The sequence below is a fragment of the Ensifer canadensis genome (genome assembly GCF_017488845.2).
GTDB lineage: Bacteria > Pseudomonadota > Alphaproteobacteria > Rhizobiales > Rhizobiaceae > Ensifer > Ensifer canadensis.
In genome coordinates, this window is sequence record NZ_CP083370.1 from 1,226,936 (window position 1) to 1,252,640 (window position 25,705).

General features: G+C 61.2%; 20 protein-coding genes. 17 read left to right on the plus strand and 3 right to left on the minus strand.

The features are described from left to right. The first annotated feature begins 178 nt into the window (after positions 1-178). From J3R84_RS06055 to hflX, 6 genes are all read left to right on the plus strand, one after another. On the plus strand, positions 179-2,449 hold the full coding sequence (locus J3R84_RS06055; RefSeq protein WP_203527263.1) for a sensor histidine kinase NtrY-like: 2,271 nt from the start codon (positions 179-181) through the stop codon (positions 2,447-2,449). After that, positions 2,439-3,803 (plus strand): two-component system response regulator NtrX, encoded by a 1,365-nt coding sequence (ntrX, locus tag J3R84_RS06060; protein WP_025426781.1) that lies wholly within the window; start codon positions 2,439-2,441, stop codon positions 3,801-3,803. The genes J3R84_RS06055 and ntrX overlap by 11 nt, the downstream gene beginning before the upstream one ends. Positions 3,804-3,855: 52 nt before the next feature. After that, entirely contained in the window at positions 3,856-5,232 is a 1,377-nt protein-coding gene (trkA, locus tag J3R84_RS06065; RefSeq protein WP_025426782.1) for a Trk system potassium transporter TrkA, read from the plus strand. Positions 5,233-5,247: 15 nt separating this feature from the next. Then, on the plus strand, positions 5,248-6,111 hold the full coding sequence (locus J3R84_RS06070; RefSeq protein ID WP_025426783.1) for a D-amino-acid transaminase: 864 nt from the start codon (positions 5,248-5,250) through the stop codon (positions 6,109-6,111). A 110-nt stretch (positions 6,112-6,221) separates the two neighbouring features. Further along, the gene (gene hfq, locus J3R84_RS06075) at positions 6,222-6,464 is read left to right on the plus strand and encodes an RNA chaperone Hfq (protein WP_003535434.1); all 243 of its coding nucleotides are present in this window, start codon (positions 6,222-6,224) and stop codon (positions 6,462-6,464) included. A gap of 78 nt (positions 6,465-6,542) precedes the next feature. Next, the gene (gene hflX, locus J3R84_RS06080) at positions 6,543-7,868 is read left to right on the plus strand and encodes a GTPase HflX (RefSeq protein ID WP_057205085.1); all 1,326 of its coding nucleotides are present in this window, start codon (positions 6,543-6,545) and stop codon (positions 7,866-7,868) included. 26 nt (positions 7,869-7,894) lie between these two features. Here the strand turns inward: hflX and mazG are convergent, their stop codons facing one another. Both mazG and J3R84_RS06090 read right to left on the minus strand, forming a co-directional pair. Further along, positions 7,895-8,728, minus strand: coding sequence for a nucleoside triphosphate pyrophosphohydrolase (gene mazG, locus J3R84_RS06085; protein WP_025426785.1), 834 nt, complete (start codon positions 8,726-8,728; stop codon positions 7,895-7,897). A gap of 4 nt (positions 8,729-8,732) precedes the next feature. Next, entirely contained in the window at positions 8,733-9,320 is a 588-nt protein-coding gene (locus J3R84_RS06090) for a nucleoside deaminase (RefSeq protein WP_025426786.1), read from the minus strand. 231 nt (positions 9,321-9,551) lie between these two features. Between J3R84_RS06090 and cysG the strand changes: the two genes are divergently transcribed. The 6 genes from cysG (at position 9,552) to scpC (ending at position 16,277) form a co-directional block, all read left to right on the plus strand. Then, complete coding sequence (gene cysG, locus J3R84_RS06095) at positions 9,552-11,009, plus strand: siroheme synthase CysG (protein ID WP_025426787.1); 1,458 nt, start codon at positions 9,552-9,554, stop codon at positions 11,007-11,009. Positions 11,010-11,019: 10 nt separating this feature from the next. After that, positions 11,020-11,334 (plus strand): DUF2849 domain-containing protein, encoded by a 315-nt coding sequence (locus J3R84_RS06100; protein ID WP_025426788.1) that lies wholly within the window; start codon positions 11,020-11,022, stop codon positions 11,332-11,334. Positions 11,335-11,348: 14 nt separating this feature from the next. Continuing rightward, positions 11,349-13,022 carry a nitrite/sulfite reductase gene (locus J3R84_RS06105; protein ID WP_025426789.1) on the plus strand — a complete coding sequence of 558 codons (1,674 nt, stop codon included), beginning with the start codon at positions 11,349-11,351 and terminating at the stop codon, positions 13,020-13,022. A gap of 16 nt (positions 13,023-13,038) precedes the next feature. Then, on the plus strand, positions 13,039-13,539 hold the full coding sequence (locus J3R84_RS06110; RefSeq protein WP_025426790.1) for a DUF934 domain-containing protein: 501 nt from the start codon (positions 13,039-13,041) through the stop codon (positions 13,537-13,539). 147 nt (positions 13,540-13,686) lie between these two features. Beyond that, positions 13,687-14,499, plus strand: coding sequence for a ferredoxin--NADP reductase (locus J3R84_RS06115; protein WP_025426791.1), 813 nt, complete (start codon positions 13,687-13,689; stop codon positions 14,497-14,499). 275 nt (positions 14,500-14,774) lie between these two features. Continuing rightward, positions 14,775-16,277 carry a succinyl-CoA:acetate CoA-transferase ScpC gene (gene scpC / locus J3R84_RS06120; RefSeq protein WP_025426792.1) on the plus strand — a complete coding sequence of 501 codons (1,503 nt, stop codon included), beginning with the start codon at positions 14,775-14,777 and terminating at the stop codon, positions 16,275-16,277. A 4-nt stretch (positions 16,278-16,281) separates the two neighbouring features. Here scpC and J3R84_RS06125 read toward each other — a convergent pair whose 3' ends face one another. Further along, entirely contained in the window at positions 16,282-16,899 is a 618-nt protein-coding gene (locus tag J3R84_RS06125) for a GntR family transcriptional regulator (RefSeq protein ID WP_025426793.1), read from the minus strand. 261 nt (positions 16,900-17,160) lie between these two features. Here J3R84_RS06125 and J3R84_RS06130 point away from each other — a divergent pair, with 261 nt between their 5' ends. From J3R84_RS06130 to J3R84_RS06150, 5 genes are read left to right on the plus strand one after another with little or no spacing between them, the layout of a single operon-like run. Further along, the gene (locus J3R84_RS06130; protein WP_025426794.1) at positions 17,161-18,414 is read left to right on the plus strand and encodes a ferredoxin reductase family protein; all 1,254 of its coding nucleotides are present in this window, start codon (positions 17,161-17,163) and stop codon (positions 18,412-18,414) included. A 39-nt stretch (positions 18,415-18,453) separates the two neighbouring features. After that, positions 18,454-21,681 (plus strand): c-type cytochrome, encoded by a 3,228-nt coding sequence (locus J3R84_RS06135; RefSeq protein WP_203527261.1) that lies wholly within the window; start codon positions 18,454-18,456, stop codon positions 21,679-21,681. Positions 21,682-21,703: 22 nt separating this feature from the next. Beyond that, on the plus strand, positions 21,704-22,594 hold the full coding sequence (locus J3R84_RS06140) for an OmpA family protein (protein WP_158071682.1): 891 nt from the start codon (positions 21,704-21,706) through the stop codon (positions 22,592-22,594). Positions 22,595-22,597: 3 nt separating this feature from the next. Further along, the gene (locus J3R84_RS06145) at positions 22,598-24,151 is read left to right on the plus strand and encodes a caspase family protein (RefSeq protein ID WP_025426797.1); all 1,554 of its coding nucleotides are present in this window, start codon (positions 22,598-22,600) and stop codon (positions 24,149-24,151) included. After that, on the plus strand, positions 24,148-25,668 hold the full coding sequence (locus tag J3R84_RS06150) for a caspase family protein (protein WP_203527259.1): 1,521 nt from the start codon (positions 24,148-24,150) through the stop codon (positions 25,666-25,668). The genes J3R84_RS06145 and J3R84_RS06150 overlap by 4 nt, the downstream gene beginning before the upstream one ends. The last annotated feature ends 37 nt before the right edge of the window (positions 25,669-25,705 follow it).

Consider the following 25,705-nt stretch of genomic DNA (forward strand, 5'->3'; position numbering starts at 1 on the left):
TACGTTGCTTGAACGTGTTATGACCGCCGAGTCGAGCGGTGTTGCGCTGCTTTGCCTGGCCGTTGGAGCTGTGGCTCATGCGCAACAGCCCCGATTGACGGTCCGGTCAATACCTTGACCCGGAATGTGAGTGAGAATTGCCGGTGCCCACGGGCGTCGGTTGGGGGAATGTCTTTATATGGTGGACGCAATGGCCTTGCCGCTGGGGACAGATGACGGAGTCGCGGCGCAGGACCGCCGCGCGTCCTTTGCCCTGCCGGGCCTCATGCTGGCGATCGGTGCCCTGGTCTGCGCAACCCTATCGCTGCTCGTTTTGCTTGGGCTGACGCCGATCAGACTGGAGCGCAACGTCTTCATCGCCTGCGCGGCGATCAACGGCCTGTTCGTGATCGGCCTGATCTACCTCATCGTTCGCGAGATCCTCAGATTGCTTCGCGCGCGTCGCAAGGGCCGCGCTGCCGCACGGCTTCACGTGCGCATCGTCGCGCTGTTTTCGATCGTCGCCATCACGCCTGCCATTCTGGTCGCGATCTTCGCCAGCATAACGCTGGATGTCGGCCTTGACCGCTGGTTCTCGCTGCGGACGCAAGCGATCGTTCGCTCGTCGATCAGCGTCGCCCAAGCCTATGTGCTGGAAAATGCCAGCTATCTGCAGGGCCAGACCGTGTCGATGGCGAACGATCTGGAGCGCAATCGGCAACTCTACAGCCTCGACCGAACCGGCTTTACCGAGCTGGTGACGCGCCAGGCGAGGGGCCGCGGCATGCTTGGCGCCTTCCTCGTCCGTGCCGATGGTAGCGCCATTCTCCAGGCCAATATCTCGACGGAGAAGCCCTTGCCGGCCATCCCGCCGGACGCGCTGAAAAGCTCGGTTTCCGGCCAGCCGACATTGATACCACCAGGGATTACCAACCTGGTGGGGGCGGTGATCCCGCTTGACGACATTCCCGGCACCTATCTCTACACCGTTCGTAACGTCGATCCGGAAGTGATGCGTTCGCTGCGGCTGATGGAAGAAAACACCGCCGAATATAAGACCCTAGAGGCGGGCCGCGCCTTCACGCAGATCGCCTTCGGCGTTCTCTACATCGGCTTTGCGCTGATCGTGCTGCTGGCGGCGATCTGGACGGCAATCGCGGTTGCCGACCGTATCGTTCGGCCGATCCGGCAACTGATCGGCGCCGCCGACAGCGTTGCCTCGGGCAATCTCGACGTCGTGGTGCCGGTGCGTGCCGTCGACGGCGACGTCGGCAATCTTTCGCGCACGTTCAACAAGATGGTCTCCGAAATCCGCACCCAGCAGGAGCAGATTCTGGAGGCCAAGGATGAGGTCGATCATCGGCGGCGGTTCATCGAGGCCGTGCTTTCAGGCGTGACGGCAGCTGTCATCGGCGTCGGCCGCGATCGGCAGATCACCATTGCCAACTCTTCTTCAGAAGAGTTTCTGAAAAAGACAGCGCCGGATCTGCTCGGTGCCGATCTGCGCGCGGTTGCGCCTGAGATCGAGGAAGTGCTGGTCGAAGCTGAAAGCCGGTACCGCAACAACTTCCGCAAGCAGATCAACATCATGCGCGGCGGAACCGAGCGCACGCTGAACGTCCAGGTGACGCGTGAAGAGGGCGGCGAGGCAAACGAATCCTACGTCATCACCATCGACGACATCACAGATCTCGTAATCGCACAGCGCTCGACCGCCTGGGCCGATGTCGCGCGCCGCATCGCACATGAAATCAAGAACCCGCTGACGCCGATCCAGCTTTCTGCCGAACGTCTGAAGCGTCGCTACGGCAAGCAGATCGACCAGGAAGACAGGGTCGTCTTCGATCAATGCACCGACACGATTGTCAGGCAGGTCGAGGATATCGGCCGAATGGTCGACGAGTTTTCTGCCTTTGCCCGCATGCCGAAGCCGACGAAGGAGAAGGTGGATCTGCGCGCCATCCTGAAGGACGCGGTCTTCCTGCGCGAAATGGGCAACAACCACATCAGCTTCATTCGCGATTTTGGCAACGAGCCGCTTGAGGGCATGTTCGATGGCCGCATGCTCGGCCAGGCTTTCGGCAATATCGTCAAGAATGCCGTGGAGTCGATCGAAGCGGTGCCGACGGACGCTGTCCGTGGCGAGCCGAAAGTGCACGTACGGAGCCAACGGGACGGAACCAGCGGCCGGTTTGTCGTCGATGTCATCGACAATGGCAAAGGCCTGCCGACCGAGAACCGGCATAGAATTTTAGAACCGTATATGACGATGCGCGAGAAGGGCACGGGCCTTGGCCTCGCCATCGTCAAGAAGATCATTGAGGACCATGACGGACAACTGGAATTGCACGACGCACCGGCCGATTTCGATGGCGGCGTCGGAGCAATGATCCGCGTGATCCTGCCGCCCGCCGGAGAAGCCGGGGGCGAAGACACTTTGAAGGGTAAGGGTACGAGCGATGGCCGCTGACATTCTGGTTGTGGACGATGAGGAAGACATTCGCGAGATCGTATCCGGCATCTTGTCCGACGAGGGGCACGAGACCCGAACGGCTTTCGACAGCGACAGTGCGCTCGCAGCGATCAGCGACCGCGTGCCGCGGCTCGTCTTTCTCGATATCTGGATGCAGGGCAGCCGCCTCGACGGCCTCGCTTTGCTCGACGAGATCAAGGGACGCCATCCCGATTTGCCTGTTGTCATGATCTCGGGTCACGGCAACATCGAGACGGCCGTCAACGCCATCAAGCGCGGCGCCTATGATTTCATCGAGAAGCCGTTCAAGGCCGACCGTCTGATCCTGATCGCCGAGCGCGCGCTCGAGAACTCCAAGCTGAAGCGCGAAGTCTCGGAGCTGAAGAAGAAGTCGGGCGACCCGGTCGAGCTGATCGGTACCTCCGTTGCCGTTTCGCAACTCCGGCAGACCGTCGAAAAGGTCGCGCCGACCAACAGCCGCATCATGATCCAGGGACCGTCCGGCTCCGGCAAGGAGCTGGTGGCGCGCATGATCCACCGCAAGTCGACACGCTCGACCGGGCCGTTCGTGGCGTTGAACGCTGCGGCGATCACACCCGACAGGATGGAGATCGCGCTTTTCGGAACCGAGGGAACGCCGGGGCAGCCGCGCAGAACGGGTGCGCTCGAAGAGGCACATGGCGGCATCCTCTATCTCGACGAGGTCGGCGAAATGCCGCGTGAAACGCAAAACAAGATCCTGCGTGTTCTCGTCGATCAGCAGTTCGAACGGGTCGGCGGCACCAAGCGCGTCAAGGTCGATGTCCGCATCATCTCCTCGACAGCCTACAACCTCGAAAATATGATCTCCGAAGGTCTTTTCCGCGAAGATCTCTTCCACCGGCTCGCGGTCATCCCCGTGCGGGTGCCGGCGCTGGCCGAGCGCCGTGAGGACATTCCGTTTCTCGTCGATATGTTCATGCGCCAGGTCAGCGAGCAGGCGGGCATTCGCCCGCGCAAGATCGGCGACGATGCGCTTGCCGTGCTGCAGGCCCACGACTGGCCGGGCAACATTCGCCAGCTGCGCAACAATATCGAGCGCCTGATGATCCTTGCCCGCAGCGACGGTCCTGACACGCCGATCTCGGCCGACATGCTGCCGACCGAGGTTGGCGATACCTTGCCGAAGATCTCCGCGCAGGGCGACCAGCACATCATGACGCTGCCGCTGCGCGAGGCTCGCGAAATGTTCGAGCGCGATTATCTGATCGCTCAGATCAACCGATTCGGCGGCAATATTTCCCGCACCGCCGAATTCGTTGGAATGGAGCGGTCGGCGCTTCATCGCAAGCTAAAGTCGCTGGGCGTTTGAGCGGTAAACTTCTTCCGGCTGGTGGCCGCCTGTTCCTGGGTGAAAGAACGACATGAAGGTGATCATTTGTGGTGCGGGGCAGGTCGGCTACGGCATCGCCGAACGGCTTGCTCAGGAAGACAATGACGTCTCGGTGATCGACACCTCGGCGGCGTTGATTGCCAACATTACCGAAAGCCTCGATGTGCGCGGCTATGTTGGACACGGCGCCCATCCGGATGTGCTGGCAAAAGCCGGTGCCGACCAGGCCGACATGCTGATTGCGGTCACGCTGTTCGACGAAGTCAACATCGTCGCCTGCGAAGTGGCGCATGCGATCTTCAGCGTGCCGACCAAGGTCGCCCGTATCAGAGCGCAGAATTATCTGGCGCCGGAATACGCCAACCTGTTCTCCCGCGAGAACGTCCCGATCGATGTGACCATTTCGCCCGAGGTCGAAGTCGGGCGATTGGTGCTTCGGCGCATTTCGTTCCCCGGCGCTACGGATGTTGTGCGCTTTGCCGACGACCGTATTGCCATGGTGGCGATCGAGTGCATGGAAGACTGCCCGGTCGTCGACACGCCGCTGCAGCAGCTGAGCGAGCTGTTTCCCGATCTGCAGGCAACCGTGACCGGCATCTTCCGCAACGGCAAGCTGATCGTGCCGCATTCGACGGATCAATTGCAGACCGGCGACCTTGCCTATGTTGTCTGCGACCGGGATCATGCGCGCCGGACACTGTCTCTGTTCGGCCACGAAGAACAGGAAGCGCGTCGTATCGTCATCCTCGGCGGCGGCAATATCGGCTATTTCGTCGCCAAGGCGATCGAGGAAAACCAGCCGAGAACCCGCGTCAAGCTGATCGAAAGCGACCGCGACCGAGCCGTGATGATGGCTGACAAGCTCAGCAACACGGTCGTCCTCAACGGTTCGGCGATGGATCAGCGCATCCTGATGCAGGCCGACGTGCAGGACGCAGACCTGGTCGTGGCGCTGACCAACAACGACCAGATCAATATCCTCGGCAGCATGATGGCAAAACGCCTCGGTGCCAAATCGACACTCGTCCTGATCAACGAGCCGTCCTACCAGGACTTCGCGGGAACCGCCGGCGTTGATGCCTATATCAACCCGCGTGCGGTCACGATCTCGCGCGTTCTCCAGCATGTGCGCAAGGGGCGCATCCGCTCGGTCTATGCCGTCCAGAAGGGGATGGCGGAAGTGATCGAAGCAGAAGCGCTGGAGACGTCGCCGCTGGTCGGCAAGGCGCTACGCGAGCTGGATCTGCCCGACGGCATCCGCATCGGCGCCCTCTACCGGGACCAGACATTCATTCGCCCGCACGGTGACACCAAGATCAAGGCCAAGGACCGCGTGGTGCTCTTTGCGTCTGCCGATTCGGTGCGCCATGTCGAGCAGCTTTTCCGCGTCAGCATCCAGTTCTTCTGAGGTCAAACAAAAGCCATGCCGAGAATTGCCTATGTCAACGGCGCCTACGTGCCGCACGCCGATGCTGCCATCCACATCGAAGACCGCGGCTACCAGTTCGCCGACGGGGTCTACGAAGTCTGCGAGATCCGTCATGGCTTCATCGTCGATCTGACCCGGCATCTCGACCGCCTCAGCAGATCCTTAAGCGAACTTCGCATCGATTGGCCGATGAGCCGAGCCGCGCTGATCCACGTTATCCGCGAGGTGCTGCGCCGCAACCGGGTGCGAAACGGCCTGTTCTACATGCAGGTGACGCGTGGTACCGCGCGCCGCGATCACGTGTTTCCGGCAAAGGGTACTGTGCCGACCATCGTGGTGACGGCGAAACGCACCGATGCCGCAGTGATCGCCAGGAAAAATGCCGAAGGCATCTCCGCGATCACGGTTCCGGAGAACCGCTGGGATCGCGTCGACATCAAGTCGGTCGGCTTGTTGCCGAACGTGCTTGCCCGCCAGAGGGCCAAGGAGGAGGGCGCCCACGAGGCGATCTTCGTCGACCCCGATGGTACGGTGAAAGAGGGCGCCGCCACCAACGTCTGGATCGTCGATCGCGACGGCGTGCTGCGCACGCGCCCGGCCGATCACGGTATCCTGAGAGGCATCACCCGCACGACCCTGATGGACGTCGCAGCACCTCTTGGCATCAGGATCGAGGAAAGAGCATTCACCGTCGACGACATGCTCGCAGCCCGCGAAGTCTTCATCACTGCCGCCACGAGCATCTGTTTTCCGGTCGTTTCCATCGACGGCAAACCGATCGGCAACGGTCATCCGGGAAGCATAGCACAGAATATTCGTGAAGCCTTTTTCGGCGTTGCGGAAAAGACATTGATTTGATACCAAACTGACAGAGGTGTCGGGGGAAGCGTACTTGTGACGCCTCTGATTGAAAAAATAGACAAAATGCACCGGCGCGAGACGTCGGCAAATAAGAAAGAATCGGCGCGATGGCGGAACGTTCTCAGAACTTGCAGGATCTTTTTCTCAATACGGTCCGCAAACAGAAGATTTCTCTGACAATTTTTCTTATCAATGGCGTCAAATTGACGGGCGTCGTCACGTCTTTTGACAATTTCTGTGTGTTGTTGCGCCGCGATGGTCATTCGCAGCTCGTCTACAAGCACGCGATCTCGACCATCATGCCGGGCCAGCCGCTGCAGATGTTCGAGAACGAAGAAGCCGCATCCTGACGGGACGTTAGGCACATTACCAAACGGGATTCAAAGTCGTCGTCGATCATTCCGGAGCTTGAAACGCTCCGCGACGACATGCGCGCGGTCGTGATCGTGCCGGTTCTGAAAAAGACCGGCAGGCAGGCGGCTGAAACTCTCTCTGCAACCAGCACCCGCACCGACGAAAGTCGGCTGGAGGAGGCGACTGGCCTGGCTCGGGCGATCGACCTGAACGTCGTTCATGGCGCCATCGTTTCAGTGGCTCAGCCAAAGCCGGGGACGCTGTTGGGCACCGGCAAGATCGAAGAGATTGGCCACATCCTCGTCGAACAGGATGCCGGCCTCGTCATCGTTGACCATCCGCTGACGCCCGTGCAGCAGCGCAACCTGGAAAAGGAATGGAACGCCAAGGTCATCGACCGGACGGGCCTGATCCTTGAAATCTTCGGGCGACGCGCTTCCACCAAGGAAGGCACGCTGCAGGTCGATCTGGCGCATCTCAATTATCAGAAGGGCCGGCTCGTGCGCAGCTGGACCCACCTTGAGCGTCAGCGCGGTGGTGGCGGCTTCATGGGCGGCCCCGGCGAAACTCAGATCGAGGCCGACCGGCGCCTGCTGCAGGACCGCATCGTCAAGCTCGAGCGCGAGCTGGAGCAGGTTCGCCGCACCCGGCAATTGCATCGCTCCAAGCGCAAGAAGGTTCCGCACCCGATCGTGGCGCTTGTCGGCTACACCAACGCCGGCAAATCGACGCTGTTCAACAGAATGACCGGAGCCGGCGTGCTGGCCGAGGACATGCTGTTTGCAACGCTCGACCCGACGCTGCGGCGGTTGAAACTGCCGCATGGCCGCATGGTGATCCTGTCCGACACAGTCGGCTTCATCTCCGACCTGCCGACGCATCTTGTCGCCGCCTTCCGTGCGACGCTCGAAGAGGTGCTCGAAGCCGACCTGATCCTGCATGTGCGCGATCTTTCCGATCCGGACAATCAGGCGCAGGCAAGTGACGTTCTGCGCATCCTTGCTGATCTCGGTATCGACGAGAAGGAAGCGGCAGCGAGGCTTGTCGAAGTCTGGAACAAGATCGACCGGCTTGAGCCGGAAGCGCGCGAAGCCCTGACGAACAAGGCTGCAAGCACTGATAACACCGTGGCGGTCTCGGCGATTACAGGCGAGGGCGTCGACGTGCTGCTTGCCGAGATCGGTCGTCGTCTGTCCGGCGTCTTGACAGAGTGCACCGTCGTTCTCGGCGTCGATCAGTTGCAGCTTCTGCCCTGGGTCTACGAACACGCGATCGTCGATGGTCGCGAAGATCTCGAGGACGGCACGGTCAGCCTCGATCTGCGCCTGACCGAAAACGAGGCTGTGGACCTGGAGCGGCGTCTCGGCAACGGGCCGAAGCCGGTCGCCGAAGACTGGTAAGATCTTCTGCCTGAGGCGCTATCGCCTCAGGCCAATTGCCGTTCGATCGCCTTGGCCGCTTGCCAGAGTTCTTCCATCCGTTCCAGCGTTGCCGCCTCGAGCGTTTCTCCGTGAGCTTCAAGCTCATGCTCGATATGGGCAAAACGGCGGCGGAACTTGGTGTTGGTGCCGCGCAGCGCCATTTCAGGGTCGGCGCCGACATGCCGGCCGATATTCACCACCGCAAAGATCAGGTCGCCGAGTTCATCGGCTACCTTCGCACGGTCCTTTTCCCGCAGCGCTTGGCGCAGCTCGCCGATCTCTTCCTCGATCTTGTCGAGGATCGGTTCCGGCTCCGACCAGTCGAAACCGACTTTGGCGGCGCGCTCCTGAAGCTTCAGCGCCTCGATAAGGGCCGGGAAGCTGCGCTGGATCGAGCCCAGATGACTGGCAGCGCCGTCGGATGGCAGGCCGCGTGTGGCGCGCCGCGCCTGGCGCTCGGCCTTTTCAGCCTGCTTGATCTTGTCCCACTGGGTCTTGACCGTTTCCGGCGTGTCGGCGTCCGAACGGGCGAAAACATGCGGGTGGCGGCGGATCATCTTGCGCGTAACGGCCTCGACGACATCGCCGAAGGCGAATTCGCCGGCCTCTTCGGCCATGCGGGCGTGAAAAACCACCTGCAGCAGCAGGTCGCCCAGCTCGTCGCAAAGGTCATGCATGTCGCCGCGCTCGATTGCGTCGGCAACTTCGTAGGCTTCCTCGATCGTATAGGGCTTGATCGTTTCGAACGTCTGGACGACGTCCCAGGGGCAGCCGGTCTCCGGCTGCCTGAGCGCCTGCATGATGTCGAGAAGGCCCTTGATGTCGCGTGATGGTTCCATGGGATCAGTTCAACGGAATGGCGTTGTCGTTTTTGCCCGACTGGTAGCTGTCGGACAGGTGCTGATAGCGCTCGCGGATGCGCGCGTCCTGGGCCGCAAGCTTCTCTCGCGTTGACTGGTCGGCGTCCTTTGCGACCGCTGCGATCGACGACGACGTCCAGAAGGCGTTGTTCTGCGCGTAGCCGCCGGGTTCAAGCAGGAACACTTCCTTCAGGATCTTCAGGTCGTGCGGAATGGAGAAGCTGTCGCGCGAATCTTCGTGGCTGAAGAAATAGTAGAAATTGTCAAAGCCCGCCCAGGTGATCGCCGACAGGCACATCGAGCAAGGCTCGTGCGTGGAAAGGAAGATCAGATCGCGCGTGTCAGGCTTTTCTGCCATCTCGTAGAAGCGCTTGAGCGTGTGCACTTCACCGTGCCAGAGCGGGTTTTCGGTCTCGTTGTTGGTCTCGGCGAGAACGAGAGAAAGGTCTGTTTTGCGCAGGATCGCGGCGCCGAACACCTTGTTGCCTGCGGCGACACCCTTTTCCGTCAGGGGCAGGATGTCCTGCTCGATCACGTTGAGCAGCCGTTCGGCCAGTTCGGATTGTGTCATGTCTTCAGTCTCCGGCAGATGTGTTGCGGCATTTAACGGAGGTTGCCCCTTTGGCGCAATGGCCACCGACAGCGCCACCGGCCGGCCCTTCCGGAGATATTTGCTCAAAATGCTGCATGGCCGAGCAAAACAATACGTGACCCGAAAGCCATTGAAATTTCTGTTTCTTCAATTGCCGTGGGCTATGCGGGATATTCAGCGGAGCCTGTAGTAGGAACCGATTGCAAGAACATGGTGCAGCAGCTCTCCGTCTTTCCCGCATTCTTTCGCGTCGCGCAAAAGCGCGTGGCGGTGTTCGGCAATGGCGACGAGGCCTTTGCAAAGGTGCGGTTGCTGCTCAACACCGAAGCTTCGATCGTCGTCTACGCGGACGCGCCCGAGGCAGACTTCGCGGCATACCTCGGCGAGCGCGTGATTGAAACCGTGCGCGATACCTTCGCTCCGCACCAGCTTGAAGGCGTCATCCTTGTGTTTGCCGCGACTGGCAATGCGGCCAAGGATCGCCAGATCGTCATTGCTGCACGCGAACAGAAAATCCCGGCAAATGCCGTCGACCAGCCCGACTACTGCGATTTCTTCACGCCGGCGCTCGTCAATCGCGCACCAGTTGCCGTTGCGATCGGCACCGAAGGCGCCGGCCCGGTGCTTGCCCAGATGATCCGGGCACAGATCGACCAGCTGCTGTCGCCGTCGCTGGGGCTCGTTGCGTCGCTCGCAGCCAGCTATCGTGATGCCGTCGATCGACTGGTGCCGCGCGGCGTTGCGCGCCGCCTGTACTGGCGCCGTTTCTTCCAGGGGCCGGTTGCGGACAAGGTTGCGCTGGGTGATGTCGCCGCCGCGCGCCGCGAGGCTTCTCGCCTGCTTGATGCCGCGCATGCCACCGCGGGCCACGTCTGGCTCGTCGGCGCCGGTCCGGGCGCCGAAGACCTGCTGACGCTCAGGGCGCAGCGCGTGATGATGGAAGCCGATGCGATCGTCTATGATGCGCTGGTGCCGCAGGCGATCGTCGATATGGGTCGCCGCGATGCGGAAAGGCTCTCCGTCGGCAAGCGCAAGGGTTGCCACACGAAGTCGCAGGACGAGATCAACCAGCTGCTGGTGGAGCTCGCGGGTGAGGGCAAGCGCGTCGTTCGCCTGAAATCCGGCGATCCGCTTGTCTACGGCCGTGCTGGCGAAGAGATGGCAGCATTGCGCGATGCGGGCATTACCTATGAGATCGTGCCGGGCATCACTTCCGCCTTTGCCGCTGCTGCCGATTTCGAACTGCCGCTGACCCTGCGCGGCGTCGCGTCGTCACTGGTCTTTACAACCGGCCATGATCTGACCGGTGAAGTGCTGCCCGACTGGGCGCGGCTTGCCGTCTCCGGCGCCACGATCGCCGTCTATATGGGCCGCACTGTCGCTGCGTCGGTTGCCGGTCGCTTGATGCAGGCGGGCTTGCCCGCAGAAACCACCGTGGCTGTGATCGAGAACGCCAGCCGTGCCGATCGCCGGCTGATGCATGGCACGCTGAAGGACTTGCCGGACCTAGAGGGCCGCACGGAACTTTCCGGCCCGGTGATGGTCATTATCGGTGACGCTGTCGCCGGCGCGAATTTCGAGCGTTCCGAGCCTCTGGTGGCGGGCAAACGCACCAACAAGCAAACGAAGATCGAAGCTGCGGAGCGCAGCGAACAGATTCTGAACTAAGGGAAACGTCATGGTGAACAAGGTTTTGACGGCAAATCGGCTTTCGGATGGCATATCCGTCTGGCTGGATGCCTCGGGCAACTGGGTCGAATCGCTCCAGCAGGCCTTCATCGCCCGCCATGCCGAGGCGGTCACCGCACTGGAAGCGACAGGCAAGGTTGCCTTCGACGACAACAAGGTGGTCGATGCCAATGTCGTCGACGTCGAGGAAGTCAACGGCACCCTGCGGCCCTTGCGCATGCGCGAGCGTATCCGGGCCGAAGGCCCTTCGATCCCCTATGCCGCCGGATACAATGGCCTTGCCGGCCCGAACTTTGCTGCCTGAGGAACCGATACAACATGTACCGTTACGATGAATTCGATCATGCCTTCGTCTCCTCGCGCGTCGACCAGTTCCGCGATCAGGTCGAGCGCCGCCTGAGTGGCGAGTTGGCCGAAGACGCATTCAAGCCGCTGCGCCTGATGAATGGCGTATACCTGCAGTTGCACGCCTACATGCTGCGCGTTGCGATCCCCTATGGCACGCTGTCCAGCCGCCAGATGCGTATGCTCGCCCACATCGCCCGCAAGTATGACCGCGGCTATGGCCACTTCACCACCCGTCAGAACATCCAGTACAACTGGCCGCGCCTTTCCGACACGCCGGATATCCTGGATGAGCTGGCAAGCGTCGAGATGCACGCGTTGCAGACGTCGGGCAATTGCATTCGCAATGTGACGGCCGATCATTTCGCCGGCGCTGCTGCCGATGAAGTCGCTGATCCAAGGCCTTATGCCGAAATCCTCAGACAATGGTCGAGCGTTCACCCGGAATTCTCGTTCCTGCCGCGCAAGTTCAAGATTGCTGTCACAGGTGCTGAGCGCGACCGCGCCGCGATCCAGGTGCACGACATCGGCCTGCACCTGAAAAAGGATGAGGACGGCCGCATCGGCTTTGCCGTTTATGTCGGTGGCGGACAGGGCCGCACGCCGATGATTGCCAAGAAGATCCGGGACTTCCTGCCGGAAGAGGACCTGCTGTCCTACACGACGGCGATCATGCGCGTGTACAACCTGCATGGCCGTCGCGACAACAAGTACAAGGCGCGCATCAAGATCCTCGTCCACGAAACCGGTGCCGAAGAGCTTTCCCGTCAGGTCGAGGTCGAGTTCGCGGCGCTGAAGGATACGGAGCTGAAGCTTCCAGAAGCTGATATTCAGGCCATCTCCACCTATTTCGCGCCGCCAGCGCTGGAGCCGCGTGCCGAGGGCTGGGAAAGTCTGGCGCGCTGGAAGAAGACCGATCCGGAATTCTCACGCTGGGTTCACCAGAACGTGCAGCCGCACAAGCATCCGGACTACGGCATGGTGACGATCTCGCTGAAGCCGATCGGCGGCATTCCGGGGGACGCGACCGACGCGCAGATGGAGGCTGTTGCAGACATCGCCGAGGAGTATGCCTTCGACGAGATCCGTGTCAGCCACGAGCAGAACCTGATCCTGCCGCATGTGGCTCTGGCTGATCTGGAGCCGATCTACCGGGCGCTCGTCGTTGCCGGCCTGGCGACAGCCAATGCCGGACTGATCACCGATATCATTGCCTGTCCCGGGCTCGACTACTGCGCGCTTGCAAATGCGCGCTCCATCCCGGTGGCGCAGGAGATCTCGACGCGCTTCGGCGCGCCTGAACGTCAGGCTGAGATCGGCGAACTGAAGATCAAGATCTCCGGCTGCATCAATGCCTGCGGCCATCACCACGTTGGCCATATCGGCCTGCTCGGCGTAGAGAAGAAGGGGGCGGAACTCTATCAGATCACGCTCGGCGGCTCCGGCGACGAGAACACGTCGATCGGCGAGATCATCGGTCGCGGTTTCGAACCGGAAAAGGTGACCGACGCGATCGAAACGATCGTCGATACCTATCTCGGGCTGCGCAATGACAAGTCGGAGACGTTCCTCGAAGCGTACCGTCGCGTCGGCCCGCAACCCTTCAAGGACGCGCTCTACGGCGGCAGCGCACAGGAAGCCGCTTGAGGCGCAAGGAACGGACATGACAAAAATCTGGAAAGAAACCGGCTTTGTGAGCGACGATCCCTGGATCATCGAAAACGACGAGACCAAAGCGGGTTCCAACGAGAAGGCGATACTCGGCTTCGAGACGTTTCTCGCCAAGGTGGCTGAGACGGACGAGGTGGGTTTAGGCGTAGTCGTCGCTCCTGCAGATGACGTTGCCAAGCTACAACCCTATCTCGATCGTATTGCGCTGGTCGCGGTCGCGTTCCCGGCCTTCAATGACGGGCGGGCTTTCAGCCATGCGTCGCTGCTGCGCGCGCGGCTTGGTTTTGCCGGTGAGGTGAGGGCTGTCGGCGACGTTCTGATCGATCAGATCCCGTTGATGCTGCGTTGCGGCGTCGACAGTTTCGCGGTAACCAATGCCACGGCCCTGAAGCGTCTGACGGAAGGCCGGTTGCCCGGTATCGCCAACCACTATCAGCCGACCGCGAGACCCTCTGCTGACGCCAGGTCCTATAGCTGGCGGCGCGTTTCTTGAAGGCAGTGCTGACCGCGACAGTGTGAAGCACGCCGAAATGCGCGAAAGCGACTATATTTAGAAGGGAATTCCTTCCCGTTGAGTGCGGCTTGGAATATCCGCGTATTGTTGATAGACAGGGTCATCATTTACAGGACTGTAGCCACGATGAATGCTCCGGCAAAAACGGAAGATTTCGCGATCCAGGCACCCGCCGGTGTCTTCGTTGAAACGGTGACGAGCGTCACCCACTATACGGATCGGCTCTTCCGCTTCCGCATGACCCGTCCTGCGGAGTTCCGCTTCCGCTCCGGCGAGTTTGCGATGATTGGTTTGATGGTCGGCGACAAACCCGTCTACCGCGCCTACTCGATCGCAAGCCCGGCCTGGGACGAGGAACTCGAATTCTTCTCGATCAAGGTTCCTGATGGCCCGCTGACATCTCACCTGCAGGCGATCAAGCCAGGCGACAAGGTGCTGATGCGCAAGAAGCCGACCGGCACGCTGGTGCTCGACGCGCTGGTTCCCGGCCGCAGGCTCTACATGTTCTCGACCGGCACCGGCATTGCGCCTTTCGCCAGCCTGATCCGCGACCCCGAGACCTACGAGAAGTTTGAGGAAGTCATCCTCACGCACACCTGCCGCGATGTGGCCGAGCTGAAATACGGTTTCGACCTCGTCGAGGAAATTCGCAATCACGAATTCCTGAACGAGATCGTCGGCGACAAGCTTCGCCATTATGCGACGGTGACCCGCGAGGACTATCCCTTCAAGGGCCGTGTGACCGACCTGATGGTCAACGGCAAATTCTTTGCCGATCTCGGTCTGCCGCCGCTCGACCCAGCCATCGATCGCGGAATGATCTGCGGCTCGACGGCAATGTTGAAGGACACCAAGGAAATCCTCGAGGCCGCAGGCCTGACCGAGGGGTCCAACAACAAGCCGGCCGAGTTCGTCATCGAGCGCGCCTTTGTCGGCTAACTGACGACAAGATACGAAACATCGTCGCAGCATTTGGAGGGCGCATCATCGGGTGCGCCCTTTTTCGCATCTGTGCGACAGTCGCGACCGGAGCATGAGCTATGCGTTTCCGGCAGCCCCGATCTGAGCAATCAGCGTACCGGCAGCCTTTCGCAGACACTATCGTTCCCCAGCATTTTCATATGTCGCTCGACCGCGTCCATGCGGAACGAACGGCCAAGAAGGAGTCCCCGCCGGAGATCGCCGGCGACAGCGGATCTTGCAGGGAGTGGCCCATGAGCCTTGAGACCAGAATTCGCCGCAAATCGTTGCATGACCGGATCGTCACGCCGGAGGCGGCGGCGGCGCTCATCGAGGATGGCATGACGATCGGCATGAGCGGCTTTACCAAGGCAGGCGACGCCAAGGCGGTGCCGTTGGCCATGGCGCAGCGTGCGGCGCAGGAGAAGTTTCGCATCACCTTGATGACCGGGGCCTCGCTTGGGCACGACATCGACAAGATCCTGACGGAAGCGGGTGTTCTCGCACGCCGGCTTCCCTTCCAGTCCGATCCGGCCCTTCGCGCGGCGATCAACCGCGGCGAGGTCATGTTCATCGACCAGCATCTGTCTGAGACCGTCGAGCAACTCCGCTCCGGCCAGATCAGCCCGATCGACTATGCCGTCGTCGAGGCCGTGGCGATCACCGAGGATGGCGGCATCGTTCCTTCGACATCGGTCGGCAACTCCGCAAGTTTTGCGATCCTCGCCAAGAAAGTGATTGTCGAGCTCAATCTCAGCCACAGCCCGGAGCTTGAGGGGCTGCACGACATCTACATCCCGGCGAAACGCCCATCGCGCACGCCGATCCCGGTCGTTGCCTGCGACATTCGCGTCGGCTCGCCCTATATCCCTGTTGATCCGGACAAGATTGCCGCGATCGTCATCACCGAAAAGCAGGACAGTGCCGCGCGCATTTCGCCGCCCGATGCCGAGACCAATTCGATCGCGGGCCACCTGATCGGCTTTCTTCAGGACGAGGTGCGCAAGGGTAGGCTCGACATGACGTTGAACCCGTTGCAGGCGGGTATTGGCGTTATTGCGAATTCGGTTCTGAGCGGCCTCGTCGACAGCCCCTTTCATGATCTGCGCATGTACAGCGAAGTGCTGCAGGACAGCACCTTCGAGCTCTTTGAGGCCGGCAAGCTCAGCTTCGCCTCGGCGGCATCGATGACGCTGAGCAGCGCCTGGGCCGATCGCGTCTTTCGCAACATCCGCGCCTACAAGGACAGGGTGATCCTGCGGCCGCAGGAGGTCAGCAACCACCCGGAAATCATCCGGCGCCTGGGCGTCATCGGCATCAACACCGCGCTCGAGTTCGATATCTACGGCAACGTCAATTCGACCCATGTCGGCGGCACCGACATGATGAACGGCATCGGCGGTTCCGGCGATTTTGCCCGCAACGCCTTCCTGTCGATCTTCGTCGCCAAATCGGTGGCCAAGGGTGGGGCGATCTCGTCCGTGGTGCCGATGGTTTCCCATGTGGACCACACGGAGCATGACGTCGATATTCTGGTCACCGAGCACGGGCTTGCGGATCTCCGCGGGCTGGCGCCGCGCGAGCGCGCGCCGATCATCATCCGCAACTGTTGCCATCCCGCTTACCGCGAGTTGCTGGGGGATTACTTCAAGCGGGCTGTTGCAGCGCGTGCGGGGCAGACGCCGCATATCCTCGAGGAAGCCTTCGACTGGCATGTACGTCGGCTGAAGACGGGCAGCATGTTGCCGGGCGCCTGATGCCTCAATCCCGAGCCAGGTAGTCCATCAAGGCTGACATCGCCGCCGCGGCACCCTCGGCGTCGGCAAGCACGATGGCGTCGATCGCCTCGATGTGGCGGTCGACCGATCCGCGCATTCGCTCAACGGTTGCGTCGGCAAACCAGATGCGTCGAGCGTGCGTCTGCAGCGGGGCGAGGGCGGCCGTCAGGAACGTATTGGGGCAGGCCTCCTCCATCAGTTCATCGAAGACCTTGTCGGCCACGAGGAAGCCTTCGAGATCGCCGGCATCCGCGCATCGGCTCATCTCTGCGGCGCATCCCTTCATGGCTCGTCGTGCATCCGCGTCGGCATGCTCCGCCACCAGGCTTGCCGCCAGCGGTTCCAGCTTTTGACGGGTTTGCATCACATGCGCTCGATCGTCCGGCCCGATTGTCGTTATCTGCAGGCCGACACGCGGGCGAACCTCCATCAGTTCCTGCCAGGCGAGTTTCTGAATGGCTTCACGCACGGGCGTACGGCCATGACCGGCAAGCTCGATCAGCTGCTTTTCCGTCAGCAGCATGCCGGGCACAAGCTTGAGCGTGACGATCAGTCGCTCGAGGGCGAGATAGGCGAGGTGGGCCTGGGAGTGAACCGACATACGCATCCCACAGTTTCTGATATATCAGAACGTGGCACAGTTTCGTTTCGATGGCAAACGAACTGATGACCACTAATCAGGAAGGATTATGCTGGTCGAAGTAATCATTATGAGTCGGTAAAAGCTTCAGATTTCAATGGCCTGAATAAAAGTGCTCGTTCGGCCGTTCCAGCCTTGAATGGTGTTGACGAAGAGGAAACTGCTTGTCAGTCTTCTCTAAAAAGAACGTCGGACATCGACGTTGAGGGGCTTGGGCTGAAGGTGGGTGCGTTTCTGGTCTGGTCGCTGATTGTGTTTGCGGGGCTGCTTGCCGTCCCGGCGGTCAGCCATACGAACGCGCAGACGACGTTCTCGCTGATGGCGTCCTCGATGGCTTTCGTCGGAATGGCGATTGCGCAGTTCATGGCGGCACGTCCGCCCGTCATCGAACCGCTGTTCGGCGGGCTCGACCGCATCTATCACCTTCATCGCCGGATCGGCATCTCCGTGCTGATGCTCATTCTCGTCCATTATTTCCTGACGCCTGATTTCAAGGGGCTGTCGTTCACCAGCGGTTTGAACCAGCTTGCTGCCTCCGCCGGCAAGTATGGCTTCTACGGGCTGACGGCGCTGCTTGTTCTCAGCATCGTCAAGATCATCCCGAAGACCAGAATCGAGATACCCTATCACCTGTGGCGTTATACCCATCGGTTCATCGGGCTCTTGTTCGCGCTTGTCGCGTTCCACCAGATGTTCATCAAGCGCCCCTATGACAGCACGGCGCTGCTGGCGGTCTATCTCAATGCGTTCGCAGCACTCGGGATCCTCAGCTACGCCTATACGCAGCTTCTGCCGTGGCTGAGGACGCGATGCTACGAGGTTTCCGAGGTCGAAAAGCACGATGGTGCGACGATCATTTCGGCGCGTTCAAAGGGGCGCGCGCTGAGGGCCAAACCGGGGCAGTTCGGTTTCCTGCGTGTCCTGAAGGCTGGTCTGCGCGAGCCGCACCCCTTCACAATCGCCGACATCGATGGCAACGGCACGGTGCGCTTCGCCATCAAGCCGCTCGGCGACTATACGCAGGCGTTGCGCGATCAGATTGCTGTCGGCGACCGGTTGAAGCTCGAAGGCGGATACGGCCAGTTCAATCACCGACGCGGGGCGAAGAAGCAGATCTGGCTTGCCGGAGGTATCGGGGTCACGCCGTTTCTCGCCATGGCCAGCCATTTGAAGGGCGATGAGGACCAGGACATCCACATGGTCTATTGCGTGCGCGACCGAAAGGAAGCCATCGGCCTTGAAACCTTCGAGGCGCAGGCGGAAAAGCTCGGCAACTTCAGCTTCGTGCTGCACGATTCGGCCACAGACGGGCGGCTGGACGCGGCCAAACTGGCGGCGGGCAGCGTCATCGATCCGGGCGAGGCCGATCTTTGGTTCTGCGGTCCTGCGCCGCTGCGGGAGGCGATCGTCAAAGGGTTGAAAGAGCTTGGAAAGAAGCCGCGTCGCGTAGAGTTCGAACAGTTTCAGTTTCGATAGCAGTTTTATTGAAGATTTTTGGATTAAGGGAGTACGGCCATGCGCAGTCTGCGTGAAATGCGAGCGAACGTCTCGTCAGGTGCCGGCATCCGCAATAGGCACGCACTGGCTCTGGCCGCCGGTCTGCTGGCCGCCATGCTCTGTCCCGGCGTCGCATCGGTGCGCGACGCTTTCGCCGAGGACGCCTTCTCGACCTACAAGGCGAATGTCGAGAACGGCAAGTACATGTTCAACGCCGCTGGTTGTGGCGCCTGCCACGGGTCGGGCGACGAAACTGGACTGCTGTCCGGCGGCATGGAGATGAACACGGCGATCGGCACTTTCTACGCGCCGAACATTTCGCCCCATGCCAACGGCATCGGTGGCTGGAGCAACGCCCAGTTCCTCAACGCTGTCATGGTCGGGCTTGATCGTGACGGCAACAATCTCTACCCGGTCATGCCCTACACATCCTATGGCGGTATGAAGCCGGAGGACGTGCTCGATATCAAGGCTTACGTCGAGACCTTGCCGCAATCAGACGCCGTCTCGAAGGAACATGAGATCGCTTTTCCTTTTAGTCGGCAAACGACCATAACTCTCTGGAAACGCAGCAATTTCACAGTTCAAGCCTACCAGCCGCGCGAAGCGTCGCAGATGGAGCGTGGCCGTTACCTGGTCGAAAATGTCGGTGGCTGTGGCGACTGTCACACGCCGCGCACGACGACTTATGGGCTCGACCTGGAAAGAGCTTTTCACGGCGAGAAGGGGCTGACCGGTGCGGTCGCACCGGATATCGGCAAGGCGAAGATGGCGGGGCTCACTGCGCCGGAAGTGTTTACCACGGGCCTTATAGACGAAGGCAAGAAGCTTTCGGGCGCACCGATCAGCGACCCGGTCATGCGACGGATCGCCAAGGGACTTTCGATACTCAGCGACGACGATCGTCGCGCGATCTACGCGTTCCTGTCCGATCGCGAGGTGAAAGCACCGGCGCCGGTGGCGCAGTCTGTGACGGCAGTGTGCAAGGAGACCACGGCCTCGACGGCGCTGACCGGCGACAATGCCGAACTCGCCCAACAGGCCGATGCCTTCATCGGCAAGTATTGCCGCAACTGCCATGGGCCGGGTGAAAGCTCTCAAGGCAGCTACCCCGCCGGTGAGCTGACGTCGATCGCCGCCGATGCCAATTTCGTCACGCCGGGCAATGCTGCGAAATCGCGCCTCTTCACCTCGGTCACCAGCGGCCGCATGCCGCTTGGCAAGCGCCCGACGGACGAAGAGGTCAAGGTGCTCGAGGACTGGATCAATTCGCTCAGCGAAAAGAACCTGCCGCAGACGGCAGCCACCAAACCCGCCCGATCGCGCCCGATGCTGTCCCATGACCAGTTCGTCGAGGCGGCGCTCAAGGACATTTCCAAGGTCAGTGCGCTTGATCGTCAGCACATGCGCTATTTCTCCTACCGTGACCAGTATAACGGCATGATGGGTTGCGAAGACGACGCCACGTTCATGAAGCGCATGGACGTGCTGGCCGGTGGCTTCAAGAAGCTGCTGAATTCCTTGTCCTATGGCCCGAAGCTGGTGGTGCCGGCGGAGGTGGACGGCACCAATGGTCTGCTCGTCCGGGTCGATCTGCGCGAGCTGCAGTGGGATAACGCTGATTACGATTTCCTGATCAAGCGCTATTTCTACGGCGTTGATCCGACGAGCGATGCGTCGCTTCAGGCGCTTTCCACCGAGACGCATACGCAACTGCCGATCATGCGGATCGACTGGTTCATGAGCAATGGCGCCCGGCCGGAGGTCTATAACAGACTGATGAAGCTGCCGACGCATATTCGCGAGCTGGAAACGCGCTTCAAGATCGATGTCGACGACGACATAAGGCGGCGTAACGTTCTGCGTGCCGGCTTTGCTGACGGTTCGTCCGGCGTATCGGACCACAATCGCATGCTCGAGCGTCACGACATGCCGTTTGGCGGCTACTATTGGAAATCCTACGATTTCGCCGGCGATGTCGGCAAACAGGTGCTCAAGCGTTTTCCGCATGGACCCAAGGAGTTGGGTGCGCTCGATGCCGGCCTTGTGCCGTTCGAGCACGACGGTGGCGAGATGATCTTTTCACTGCCCAACGGCATGCAGGGTTATTATCTGTCGACCGCGGCAGGAAAACAGCTCGATGTCGGGCCGACGACCATCGTTTCGTTCCGTGACCGGCCGATCGGCAAGGGCGTGGAGATCGTCAATGCCCGCTCCTGCTTCGATTGCCACGCCGATGGCATTCTGTCGAAACGTGATCAGTTGCGCGAGCATATCGCCACGTCGACGCTGTTCAGCAAGGACCAGCAGGGCGTGCTGTTGGCCATGTACGTGAAGCAGGAGGAGCTGGACGAGGCCTACCGCAAGGACCGCGAACGCTTCGTCGAGGCTCTGCAAAAACTCGACGTAACCGAACCGACGCCGGATGGCGGGCTTCAGAGCAAGCACGCACCCGGCGACGCCGAGATCGTCACCTACTTTGCCGACAAGTATGAAGATGAGCTCGACTTCGATGCTCTGGCGGCGGAGTTCGACATGACGCCGCAGCAGTTTTCTGAGGCGATCAAGCGAGTAGCGGAAGTGGATGTCCTGCGTCTCGGGCTTGATTGGGTCACGACGCTCGAAGCTGGCGGGACTGTTCCGCGCAACGAGGTCGAACAGCAATATGCCCTGTTGCTGGAGCCGCTCGCCCAGCGGCGCCCGCTCGATACCAGCACGATCGTCGTTGCCGGCACCGAGCAGCAGTCGGAGGAAAAACCGCAATCCGTAGCCGCAGCCGCGCCTGACTATCGCAAGCAGGAGAAGGCTGGCGGCACCAAGCTTGAGCTTGCCTTGAAGGTGCCGACGACGACGGCCAAGGTCGGTGACCAGCTGTCGTTCGAACTCAGCGTCAATCAGGCCTGCGAACTGCAGATCCTCTATGTCGAGGAAAACGGCAATGTCGAAATCATCCCAGATGAGATGATCGGCCACACGACGCTGCAGCCCGGCGAAAGCAGGCTGATCCCGCAGCCGGGAACCGGCACGCTGACCTTCGATACGGCAGCGCCCGCCGAAACCATGCTGGCCTTCTGCCGGGTTGGCGGTCTGGCCGATCAAAGGCTCACGGTGGAGAAAGCGCGCGCATTCGTCGTCCAATCGAAGTTGCCGCCGACGCGCGGATTGGCGGTCAATCTCGCGAAGAAGGCGCAGGCCGACAACGGCGCCAGCAGCGTGCAGATGGTAACTTTCGAGATTAGAGAATAGCGGATGCGCGATGGATGAATTGATGAAAGGGTTGATCGTCGCATCCGCAATGCTTTTGCCGCTCGCTTACCCGGCGCGCGCCTGCGACGCGTTAGTGAAAACCTCGGAGGCTCTCAACAGGGGCGACGAGGTCGGGGCGCGGGCAGCGGCCGCGCCGGAGCGCACGAATGCATGTTCGAGTACCGAGGCAGCGCTTACCCGGCGTGTAGCGGCGCTAGCAACGTTCAATCGCATCGCCAACGCAGTCGGGGCCGGTGCCAGGCTCGATACTTTCGAGGGTGAGCTTGAAGCTGTGCTGAGCGACGTCGGTGGGCCTTGGCAGATCCTCGACGCGCTCGGCGACATCGACCGGGAGCGAAAGAACTATGAACGTGCGGCAACCTATTACCAGCAGGCACTTGAGGATGCGGCCAACGAGGAACTGACGCCCGAGTGGATGGCGCCGGACAAGGCTTACATTCTGCGCCTCGATCGGCTCGCCTCCGAGATGCGGCTTGCAGCAATCAAGCCGGTGAAGCTTGCGATGCGCGGCGCCTGCAAGTTCTCCTATCGCGGTGTCTCGATCAGAAAGAAGGCGACGCCGGTTCGCTATGTCTTCGGAACAGCCGAGTTCACGCCTGAAGGGTTGCAGTCGGCAAAGGATTTGTTCGAGTGCCTGAAATCGGCAAAGGCGGATGCAATTACCTTGATCGGCCATACTGATCCGATCGGCAGCGCTGAGGCGAACCTGAAACTGTCGTTGGCAAGGGCCGAGGCGCTTGCCAACTATCTTGTCGGTGCTGGCTACAAGGGCACCTGGACGACGATTGGCAAGGGCGAGGAGGAGCCGTTCAAACCGGATGATCCGGGTGCCTACGACGAAGCGATGCTACATCAGTTGGATCGCCGCGTCGAAGTTGATGTGGAGAAATAGGCTGTGCTGCGCAAGGCTCTGATTTCGTGCGCTTTCTTTAGTCTAGCGGGTCTGCCGGCGCTGGCGGCCACGTCGGCGCTTGTCGTCGGCGTCGACGTCTATCCGCATGAGGTCAGCCTCGATGGCGCGGTCAAGGATGCGCGCGACGTTGCCCAGGCACTGAAGACGGCGGACGTCGGCACCATCCGCGAATTCATCAACGAAAAGGCGACGAAGGACGCGATCCGCGCCGGCTGGCTGGAACTTGTCGGTGCCGCGACAAAAGGCGACATGATCATCTTCACTTATGCCGGTCACGGCGCCCAGATGCCGGAACTTGTCGCCGGCAGCGAGCCGGATGGGCTTGATGAGTTTCTGGAGTTGCCGGGATTCGATCGTAGCCGGGCCGAGGAGACGGCAAAGGAGATCATCGTCGACAATGAACTCAATGCCTGGTTCGCGGAAGCTGAGGCCAAGGGTGTCCAGGTGCTGTTTGTCTCCGACAGCTGTTATTCCGGCGGCATGAACCGATCGATCTCCGGCAAGACGCGGCTCGCACCGACGGTGCGGGCGCAGTTGCCGCCGCCGTCGCAAGAGGCGGTTTCCGGCGCGGCGGTGAAGGATGCGGACCTGTCGCAGGTGACTATCCTTGCCGCATCGCTTGAGAGCCAGCTGACACCGGAGGTGGTGATTGAAGGCGAGCCGCGCGGCGCGCTCAGTTGGAGTTTCGCCCGCGCGCTTGAGGGGGCCGCCGATCGCGATGGCGACGGGCTGATTTCGCGGGTCGAACTCGAGGATTACGTCTTCTCCAACGTCAAGCTCCAGTCCGAGGCGCTGCAGGTGCCGAACTTCACACCACAGGTGCCGCGATCGGACAGGGAGATCGTCCTGTCGCTGCCGAGAAGTGCGGCGCTGGCAGACGGCAATGGTGCAGCAGCAACAGGCCGGTCGTCAAAGCTGAAGCCCGCCCGAGACATGGGTTGGACAGGAACGCTGGCGCTCAGCGTCAACGGCACAGCGCCGACGCTTGAAAATGTCGGTGGCAGCGGTGTTCCCTATCGATGGGATGCCACGAGCGGCACATTCTACACGCCGAACGGCGACGTTGCCGGCGAACATGTCGCTGCCGACATGGTGCAGGGTGTGGTCGATAAATTCATCCTTCTTGATTTCCTGAAGGTGCTTGCCGCGCAGAACCCGGGCAAAGTCTCGCTGACGCCGGTCAAGGACATCTATTCATCAGGCGACCGCCTGAACTTCGACGCTCCGCAGTCCGGATACGCGAACATGCTGGTGTTCAATCTGGCTAATACCGGGGAAGTCCAGCTTCTCGATGCCCAGGTCTCGGGCTCCGGCAGCCATGTGTTCAAGCTCAGGGACCTGGAGGTGGTCAAACCTTTTGGCGCCGATCATCTTGTGGTCGTCTCGACAAACGCCCCGATCGATGCGGTGGTTGCTGCTTTATCCAGCCCAGGCGTCGAGGCATCCGAGTTTCTGCGCCTTCTGGAAGAGCGGCTGGACGGCACCGACAGTGCCGTCGCTATCCAACCGCTCTACACGCGGGAGCGCGGGCAATGACCGCGGACATCGGTGTCTGGCGTTTCCTGCTGCCGCTCATGGCGCTGGGGACCTGTTCGCCTGTCTTGGCTGCGGACCGGGCCTTGCTCATCGGGATAGGAAACTATCAGAACCTGCCGCCGAAGCTGTTCCTGCACGGCCCGAAAAACGACCTCGTTGCCATGGAAGGATTGCTGTCAGGCACACTCGGCTTCGATCGTTCCGCGATCCGAGTACTGAAGGATGAGCAGGCGACGGGCGCGGCCATCCTGTCGTCGATCGAAGAATGGCTGGTCGCGGGCACGCAGCCCGGTGACCGGGCCTATCTCTATTATTCGGGTCACGGTCTTCAGGTGACGGATCTCGATGACGACGAGGACGACGGCATGGATGAGGCGCTGGCGCCATTCGATCTGGTCGCCAAGAACAAGGATTGGGATGGCGCCATCACTGATGACGAGCTCGATGCCATCCTCGAACGCTTGAAGGGCAGGGCGGTGACCCTGGTGATCGACGCCTGTCACTCTGGCACGATCTCGCGGTCGCTCTCCAACGATGTGTCCGCAGGCATCGACGGCGCGCGTTTCCTACCGCGCCCCGTGGCGAAACCGGTGGAGCAGGCACTGACGCGCGGGCTGCGGATCGATCTCGGCGTCGTCGACAAGCCGGCCCACGTCAACGAAAGCGGTACCGTTGCCTGGAGCGCAAGCGCGCCCTATCAGGTGGCCTGGGACGATGTGCGGCTGCCCGTCGAAAGCCGTCACGGTGTCTTCACCGCGGCCTATGTCGCCGGGCAGATGGGGGCGGCGGCGGACGCGAACGCCAATGGCCTGACCAGCAACGCCGAGCTTTTCGAATATGTCACGGTGCAATCTGCCGCTTACTGCGCCTCGCAGAAAAAATGCGAGACCCTCGACCCGCAACTGGAGACGAAGGCGCAGAACCTCGGTGCCAGTGCCATAGTGCCGGTACAGGCGCGTGCGGATGCGAAGGCTCGGTATCAGCCCGTTACCGGCAGCAGTACCGGCCAGGTAAGCTATCAGGATGCGAATGCAATCGATGCGGTCGGCGATATCGTCGGCAAGGCCGACGCTGGTGACGTGACCCTCGGCATCGACAGGCCAACGTCGATGAAGGCCGGTGACGTGTTCAAGCTGACGGTCGCAAGCAAGATTGCCGGGAGCCTCATCCTGCTCGACGTCAATGCAGAGGGCGCAGCAACCCAGATCTTTCCCAACGAGTTCGCGCAGAAGATTACCCCACTCAGCGCCAACGTGCCTTTGACACTGCCGGACGAATATTACGGCTTCGACTTCGAAGCATCGGGCGAAGGTGAGAGTGCGTTCGTTGCCCTGGTGGTCAACGATCCCGTTGATCTGGCGGCGGTCGCGCCGAAGGCACGGGGACTCAAGGTCGAGCTCCGCGCGCGCGAGACCTTGAGCGAAATAGTCTCGCGGTTGCAGAAGACCTGGACCGAGGACCTGGATAAGCGCGGCATCCGCTGGTCGGTCGGTATGCTGCGCTATCACGTCGAGTGACCGCATTTCACGACGGCCAGATAGCAAAAAAGCCCGC